Here is a 1,087-nt window from a genome sequence, read left to right as displayed (position 1 = left end):
TCCCGCCCCTGTATCCCGCCTCCGTATCCCGCCCCCGTATCCGGCCCGTATCCGTTCCGTCCGACTGCGCGGCCGAGCCGACTGCGCGGCCGAGCCGACTGCGCCGCCCGGTGCCGACGTCAGGCGTCCGCGATCGCGGACGCTTCATCCCTTCGGGAAAGGACCGCCAGTTGACCATGTCGGAGGCCGTCGAGGGCCGAGAGGCGCTCGCACTTCTGGAACGGACCCGCGATGTCGTCGATCCTCAGCTGAGAGCGACCGTCGAGTCCCTGCCCGCGTCCATACGCCGGGTCGCGATGTACCACTTCGGCTGGGAGCACGCGGACGGCACCTCGGCCGAGGGCTCCGGGGGCAAGGCCATCAGGCCCGCGCTCGTCCTGGCCTCGGCGCGGGCGCTCGGCGGGGACCCCAGGGAGGGGGTGCGGGCTGCGGTCGCCGTGGAGCTGGCGCACAACTTCACCCTGCTGCACGACGATGTCATCGACGAGGACCCCACCCGGCGGCACCGCCCCACCGCCTGGACCGTCTTCGGCACCGCCGACGCCATCATCTCGGGCGATGCGCTGCTGGCGCTCGCGCTGCGGCTGTTCGCCGAGGACGGCCACCCCGCGTCGGCGGCGGCGTCCGAGCGGCTCGCGGCCTGTGTGATCGAGCTGTGTGCCGGACAGCAGGCGGACTGCGCGTTCGAGGAGCGTCCGCCGGACGCCGTCTCCCTCGACGAGTGCCTGGCCATGGCGATGGCGAAGACCGGGGCGCTGCTGGGCTGCGCCTGTGCGCTGGGCGCGCTCTACGCGGGTGCGGGCCCGGAGGAGACCGCGGCCATGGACGCCTTCGGCCGGGAGGCCGGACTCGCGTTCCAGCTCATCGACGATCTGATCGGCATCTGGGGCGACCCGGGGCGTACGGGCAAGCCCGCCGGGGCCGATCTCGCCGCGCACAAGAAGTCGCTGCCGGTGGTGGCGGCCCTCACCTCCGGGACACCGGCCGGCGCGGAGCTGGCGGAGCTGTATCGCGGGCCCATGACCGGGGCGGCCGTACGCAGGGCCGCCGAGGCGGTGGACCGGGCGGGCGGCCGGGACTGGGCGCA

General features: G+C 74.3%; 1 protein-coding gene. It reads left to right on the top strand.

Going from position 1 to position 1,087, the window contains the following annotated elements; translation table 11 throughout:
• Positions 1-176 precede the first annotated feature (176 nt).
• The coding region (locus ACWF94_RS40915; RefSeq protein ID WP_453500435.1) for a family 2 encapsulin nanocompartment cargo protein polyprenyl transferase at positions 177-1,087 on the top strand (911 nt) is incomplete at its 3' end.

It is taken from the genome of Streptomyces sp. NPDC055078 (genome assembly GCF_053607985.1).
Note: the sequence above shows the minus strand (reverse complement) of the source record. Positions and strands in the feature narration are given on the sequence as shown.